Raw genomic sequence first — 6,000 nt, forward strand, 5'->3', positions numbered from 1 at the left:
CCACAGAGTAATACTGATGTAAACCACCGACCAAATAAAGAGTGACTATGACTTCATCAACTTTAAAAACAGGATGGGTGTGTATCGGCACATCTGGAAAAACTGTAGACGGCAGAGAAATAAAGCCGGAGTGGTTAACTCAGATGGCTGAAACGTACGACCCAGAATATTACACAGCTTGTTTGTGGCCAGACCATAAGCGAGTTACACCACTCGGTCACGTCGAGGCGTTAAAAACTCAGCAGGAGGGCAACGTTATTAAATTATTTGCCATCCTGAGTCCCACTATTGCATTAATCGAGCTGAATAAAACCGGCCGCTATGCATTCTGCTCTATAGAGCCGAAAGAGAATTTTGCAGGGAAAGGCGTTTGGTATCTGGGTGCACTCGGGGTCACCGATGAGCCAGCAAGTACCGGTACCACCCATATGAAATTCAGCAAGAGCCAGAGCGTTATTGGGCAATCCCAGCTTTGGGCCAACTCCACAGGGAACAACTACATGAATAAGAACACACCGACCATCTCAGAGCTCTTAGCCAACATGCGTATGAGCTTTGTTCCTGGCACACAATCCAACTTCGGCAATCTTGACCCAAGCGCCAGTGGTGCCATGCGTTCAGCTATCGTACAAGCAACACCATTCCTTGAGTTGTTGACGTTCCTGGACGTGAGCGACCCCACTGCGCCACTGTTCGACCCAATCAAATCGGGACTACGCACCGGTCGCAAGGAGCGTAGCCGTTTCTTGGTGACAGCGGATCCGAGTACACGCCAACCCAAGTTCGAAGAGATGGACAGCAGCGTGATCTGGACGTGGCGACAGCTGGGCCAGATGTTGGAGGGGATGACTCAGGAACAGGCCAATCAGGTGCTTGAATCATTGGCGCTGTCGGCATTTGGTGATGACCTGCTGCGAGTCGGCTTTCATGGCAAGTCCGCTGCAGCCAACACTGACCCTGTAGCTAACCCGAATGGTGAAGATGTGATGCCAGGGTGGCATGCCTTGGCCAAGGCCGCTGACGAGAATGGTCTGCGAGTGCTGCGTGATGCAGTGACCTTCGACACCCGCAACGGTGGTAACTATGCCGACCTCGATACGATGGCCTATGAGCTGGTCGCCAAGCTGCCAAAAGAGTACCGCAACGATCCGCGCTTGCGTGTGCTGGTTGGCGGCGACCTGTTGCGAACCCACAAGCAAGCCTATCTGCAACCAGGGCAAGTCCGCAGCAAAGAGCAGCAACTGAAAATTGCCGACATGCCGGTACTGTCACACCAGCACATGGCCGGCACCTTACTGGCGGTCACTTTTACCGAAAACCTGCAGATCATCGGTGTAAACGATACCCATCGTCTTAGCGCAGATGACCTGGATGACCTTGCCAGCTGGGGTATTCGTTACTACCGGGCTCAATCCTACGCACTGGGTGACGCCACCGCCTATGCCGCTTTCGACAGTATCTCTATTGCCGCCCATCAGGAGTAAATCTATGAAGCAAACAACAAAGAACCCGTGCGCCAAGGAAGTGACAGCCAGCTATCTGGAGCAACGGATTGCCCAGTTCCGAGCTGAGCACGACAAGATGATGGCGATTGATAACGAACTTCAGGCACTGCGTGAGCAGCGCAAGAACCTGACAGATCGCATCCAGCAGGCCACTGATCGTCGTGAAGAGCTGCGTCAAGAGCGGGTTAACCAGTTGGTTCATGGTGAACTGGATGTTCAGTTCTCTAATGAGTATCGCGAACTGGGCGAACTTATCGAGGCTGCGCAGGCTGCCATCAGCCAATCCGAACTGCAGGAGAAACAGCTGATCCTGCCGCTGGATGATGCACATAAGGCGGTCACGATGAGCAGAGCATTCGTCATAGGCGGCTATGCCAAGGAGCTTGAGAACGAGTTACCAACCATCATCAAGGCACTCAAGCCAAAACTGGCAGACTTGGCTGCCATCACCCATGCCAAGGCATGCACTACGGACCGGCAGGCCGCGCTGGGTTGGGCGCGCACCGAACTGCTCAAAGCACTGGATCAGGCCATGGTAAATCACCAGGTAGCGGCGGAGGAGAATCAATCCGCCGCCTATCAAGCATTGGCCATGCCGGCCATCCCACGGTCTTCCGACCTGCTGACGCAGTGTGACAGCCCGGGCAAACGCCAACGGTTGATGACGGAACTGAATGCCTAAAAAATGGGAGCCTGCCAGGGCTCCCATTTGTTGCGTTCCTCCCCCATCACCACACCCCATTCCAGCGCGAGATTGAACAATATGCAGTCTATCAAAGACCAAGATCCACCCAAAGCACTGTTAACCAGACACATACGCTTGCTTGAGACTGATCGAGACGGTAAGATCTTTCCTGTTACCACCTTAGACAAGTGGTGGCATGGCTGGCGGATTAGACACCCGCGAGCAGAATCCCACGATGAAAATATGCCCTCATTTCCCGAAACTTCGGCCACTGCGCCGGGGATCTATCCAGTTTCGGGGCATGGGTCGGGAGCCAAAGAAAACGCCCCGGCTGCGCCTTTACATCGTGGGGCGCTGTCTTGCGGCTACCCGATCCGCCATCGTTTAATACACGATGGAAATCACCCTCATGATCTATACCTTCTTGATCGCCCCGAGCGTCTGCCGCCTGGCAGACCTGCGCCGTATCCGCACCATTTCCGCATTTGGCCAGAACGAAGCCCAGGCACGCGCAGCACTGGCCGGTTTGCCACTGGTGTTTATGTCCCGCACTCCGCGCAAAGGGGGTGCAGTATGAACTCCCACATCAAAACCAAACTGGCCCAAGTCGATGCTCTGGCCAGCGCGTTACATCACACCTGCTTTCGCAATGTTGAGCTGCTGGATGGCCAGTTGCTGATCGATCTGCTGCGCCCACTGGCCGACCTGCTCGATGAGCTCGAAGAGATGTGCACAGGCACCGAACAGGCCGCGATGACCCAGCGCAACAGCAGATACCTTGCCGCCATGCTCAAGGTGATAGCCGGTAACCAGTCCATGGTTGAACCCTGCATGATGGCCGACCTGCTTATCCCGATCCTGACCAGCCTGGATGCCGTAGAGGTGCAGACTCGTCAGGTCAATGTCATGGGCACGGGAGCCAGACAGGAGCTGCACTCATGATCTATTTGGCATGGACAAAGTGCCCAACGCCCACTGATGCCGATAGCGAGGCTCACATCCCCATCGAGATCAACATGCTGAGAGCCTTCTCCCGCAACAAAGGGCTCGGCTTTCTGGGCGTGTTTGACAGCGACAACGAGCGGGCAAAATTCATTGAGCAGATGCAAGGCAACTCAATTGCGGTAACGCCTGATCAAGCCCGCCAGTTGATGGGGTTAGGTAAACAGAGTTTCAAAACCCTGGTTGTTTTTCTGCAAGGGGGTGATCAGTGAGTCAGTCGATGACATTGGTTTCTGATGTGGCTGCCGCAGCATGTGGCCGCTGGCCAGCTCTGTTGGCTGAGGTTGGAATTGATATCCCGGGTAGAGGTAAACACGGTCCCTGCCCTGCCTGTGGCGGTAAAGACCGCTTTCGGATGGATGACAAGGAGGGGCGTGGCACCTTCATCTGCAGCCAGTGCGGTGCTGGTGATGGGCTTGACCTGGTGGCGAAAGCCATCAGGCTACAGCTCAAAGAGGCTGCCGAGTTGATCGCCCCCCTGGTTGGTTTGTCTGGTGAAGGGCTAGACCCTGCTGAGCGGGAACGAATTCACCTGCTGTTACAGGACAAGGCCGAGCAGGAGCGCAAGCGAGTCGAACGACAGCGCAAGAAGGCCGCAAGCCGAGCTGCTAACATCATGCAGATCTGTCAGCAAGGGGGGAGCCCCTACCTTGAAGGAAAAGGGCTGCAGGGTGTTCAGGTCAACGTATCCCAGCGCGTGATCGCTGTGGGGGAGATGACCTTTTCACCTGGTTCCTTGGTGGTGCCACTTTATGCTGACTTTGGTGGCCAGCTGGTGAACGTTCAGCTGATCGACGACCAGGGAAGCAAAAGCTATCTGGCGGGCGGGCAAAAGGCCGGTGCATGCCACCGGATCCCGGGCAATGCTCTGGTGGCCATATGCGAAGGCTACGCCACCGGCTTGAGCATTCATCAGGCAACCGGAGCAACCGTCTACTGTGCCATGGATGCGGGCAATCTGCTGGCCGTCGCCAACATGGTTCGGGGGGCTGATGACCCACTGCAACCATGCAGAGCGATCATCTGTGCCGACAACGATGCCAAGACCAAGGGCAATCCGGGCAAGGCCAAGGCGGAGCAAGCAGCCGCTGCTATCGGCGCCCAGGTAGTCATACCGCCAGAGGCTGGCGACTGGAACGACTATCACCAGGCTCATGGGCTGGATGCGACCAAGGCGGCGATCATGGGGGATCATCCAACCCAGATAACCGAGACGCCCAAGGAAGCCAGCCAGAAGGAACCCGGACAGGTAGAGCTGGTCGCAGCGGAGCACCCTGGGGCAACCAATGAGAAAATGAAAAAGCCCATCGTGCCGATCGAGAAGATGAGCGCAAGCCAACGGGCCAGCCTGCTGATCGAACGCCTGGGTGATGTGGCCATCAACATCGAGGCTGAGCGGGTGTACCGTTACGATGGCAGCCTGTGGGGGCCGCTGGCAGATATCGAGCTGCGCCGTGAAATGGCTGTCATTTTCACAGACCATGATGTGCCGTTCAGTGACTCCGCGGTATCAAAAGCGGTGGCCACCATGAAGCTGATGATCTCGCCACTCGGCAATACCCCTGATGATCTGATCGGGTTTGCCAACGGGGTATACGACATGGCGACTCACCAGTTCAGGCCACATGCTGCAGCTGATGGGCTACTCAACCATAACGGCATTGAATATGGTGCTCAGCAACCAGGTGAGAACATCGAGCAGCACGCCCCCAACTTCACCAAGTGGCTGACCCATGCAGCAGATAGTGATATCACCAAGATGGAGCGGATCAAGGCGGCCTTGTTCATGGTGCTGGCCAATCGCTATGACTGGCAGCTATTCCTTGAGGTAACAGGGGAAGGTGGTAGCGGCAAGAGTGTGTTTGCCAACATTGCGACCCTGCTGGCTGGCGGACTCCGGAACACAGGATCCGGCAACATGATCGCGCTCGATAACGCCAGGGGCCGCGCCCAGTTCGTAGACAAGCGCCTGATTGTGCTCCCTGACCAACCCAAGTACATCGGCGATGGCAGTGGTATCAAGGCGATTACTGGCGGTGACCTCGTTGAGGTAGATGGCAAATACGAGAAGCAATTCGCCACCGTGATCAGGGCTGTCGTTCTGGCTACCAATAATGAACCCATGGTCATCACTGAACGCAACGGTGGAGTGGCACGTAGACGGGTCATCTTCACCTTTGACAGAGTGGTATCGGAGGAGGACAAAGATCCGCTGCTCGGCGACAAAATCGCGGCAGAACTGCCCATCGTCATCCGCCATCTGCTGGAGAGGTTCGCAGAACCAGAGCAGGCCCATCGCTTGTTGCTGGAACAACGTAACTCAAGCGATGCTCTCACCATCAAGCGAGCAACGGATCCTGTCATCGACCTGTGCTCAACGCTGGCGTTTATGGATGAGCCGATGGGCCTGTTCATGGGGGGTAACTCGAGTATCAAGCAGGAGCCGAAACGCTACCTCTATCATCTCTATCTGGCCTACATGGAATACCACGGCCTGGGGCGCCCGCTATCAGTCCAGAAGTTTAGCCAGGCGGCAAAGAGCGCCGCCAGAGAGCTGGGAAGGGAGTACCGCACTCGCAAGATCAAGGGATACACCCAAACCAACGCAGGGTTGACCGAGGCGGCGGAAGTCTTCATGCCACAGCCTCTCTTCGTTGAGAACCAATAATGCCAGCCAGAAGGAATACCAGGGTCGCACGATGCGGCCTTTTTTTTCATCCCTACCCCATGGGATATGAGACTTTTTCAAAACCTTCTCCCCCTCTCTACCAAATACACAAAAACCATTGATACATAAGGATTAAAGAC

General features: G+C 55.6%; 6 protein-coding genes. All 6 read left to right on the forward strand.

Going from position 1 to position 6,000, the window contains the following annotated elements; translation table 11 throughout:
* Window positions 1-47: 47 nt before the first annotated feature.
* The 6 genes from CAK78_RS07550 to CAK78_RS07570 all read left to right on the forward strand — a co-directional run bounded on the left by CAK78_RS07550 (window position 48) and on the right by CAK78_RS07570 (window position 5,860).
* Complete coding sequence (locus CAK78_RS07550; protein WP_094696883.1) at window positions 48-1,484, forward strand: GPO family capsid scaffolding protein; 1,437 nt, start codon at window positions 48-50, stop codon at window positions 1,482-1,484.
* Window positions 1,485-1,488: 4 nt separating this feature from the next.
* Window positions 1,489-2,187: a hypothetical protein gene (locus tag CAK78_RS07555; protein ID WP_094696884.1), complete on the forward strand. Its 699-nt coding sequence runs from the start codon at window positions 1,489-1,491 to the stop codon at window positions 2,185-2,187.
* Between the two features lie 412 nt (window positions 2,188-2,599).
* Window positions 2,600-2,767, forward strand: coding sequence for a hypothetical protein (locus CAK78_RS22815; RefSeq protein WP_159364742.1), 168 nt, complete (start codon window positions 2,600-2,602; stop codon window positions 2,765-2,767).
* Window positions 2,764-3,132: a hypothetical protein gene (locus CAK78_RS07560; RefSeq protein WP_094696885.1), complete on the forward strand. Its 369-nt coding sequence runs from the start codon at window positions 2,764-2,766 to the stop codon at window positions 3,130-3,132. Before CAK78_RS22815 ends, CAK78_RS07560 begins: the two co-directional genes overlap by 4 nt.
* A complete protein-coding gene (locus CAK78_RS07565; protein ID WP_094696886.1) occupies window positions 3,129-3,404 on the forward strand; it encodes a hypothetical protein in 276 nt (91 codons plus the stop codon). The genes CAK78_RS07560 and CAK78_RS07565 overlap by 4 nt, the downstream gene beginning before the upstream one ends.
* Before the next feature lie 143 nt (window positions 3,405-3,547).
* A complete protein-coding gene (locus CAK78_RS07570; RefSeq protein WP_217900816.1) occupies window positions 3,548-5,860 on the forward strand; it encodes a toprim domain-containing protein in 2,313 nt (770 codons plus the stop codon).
* Window positions 5,861-6,000 lie beyond the last annotated feature (140 nt).

The organism is Aeromonas sp. A35_P (assembly GCF_002259925.1).
Taxonomy (GTDB): domain Bacteria; phylum Pseudomonadota; class Gammaproteobacteria; order Enterobacterales; family Aeromonadaceae; genus Aeromonas; species Aeromonas dhakensis.

Coding starts and splice junctions, on each gene's coding strand:
- CAK78_RS07555 (WP_094696884.1), top strand. CDS start 1,489: ATGAAGCAAACAACAAAGAACCCGTGCGCCAAGGAAGTGACAGCCAGC.
- CAK78_RS07565 (WP_094696886.1), top strand. CDS start 3,129: ATGATCTATTTGGCATGGACAAAGTGCCCAACGCCCACTGATGCCGAT.
- CAK78_RS07570 (WP_217900816.1), top strand. CDS start 3,548: ATGGATGACAAGGAGGGGCGTGGCACCTTCATCTGCAGCCAGTGCGGT.
- CAK78_RS22815 (WP_159364742.1), top strand. CDS start 2,600: ATGATCTATACCTTCTTGATCGCCCCGAGCGTCTGCCGCCTGGCAGAC.
- CAK78_RS07560 (WP_094696885.1), top strand. CDS start 2,764: ATGAACTCCCACATCAAAACCAAACTGGCCCAAGTCGATGCTCTGGCC.
- CAK78_RS07550 (WP_094696883.1), top strand. CDS start 48: ATGACTTCATCAACTTTAAAAACAGGATGGGTGTGTATCGGCACATCT.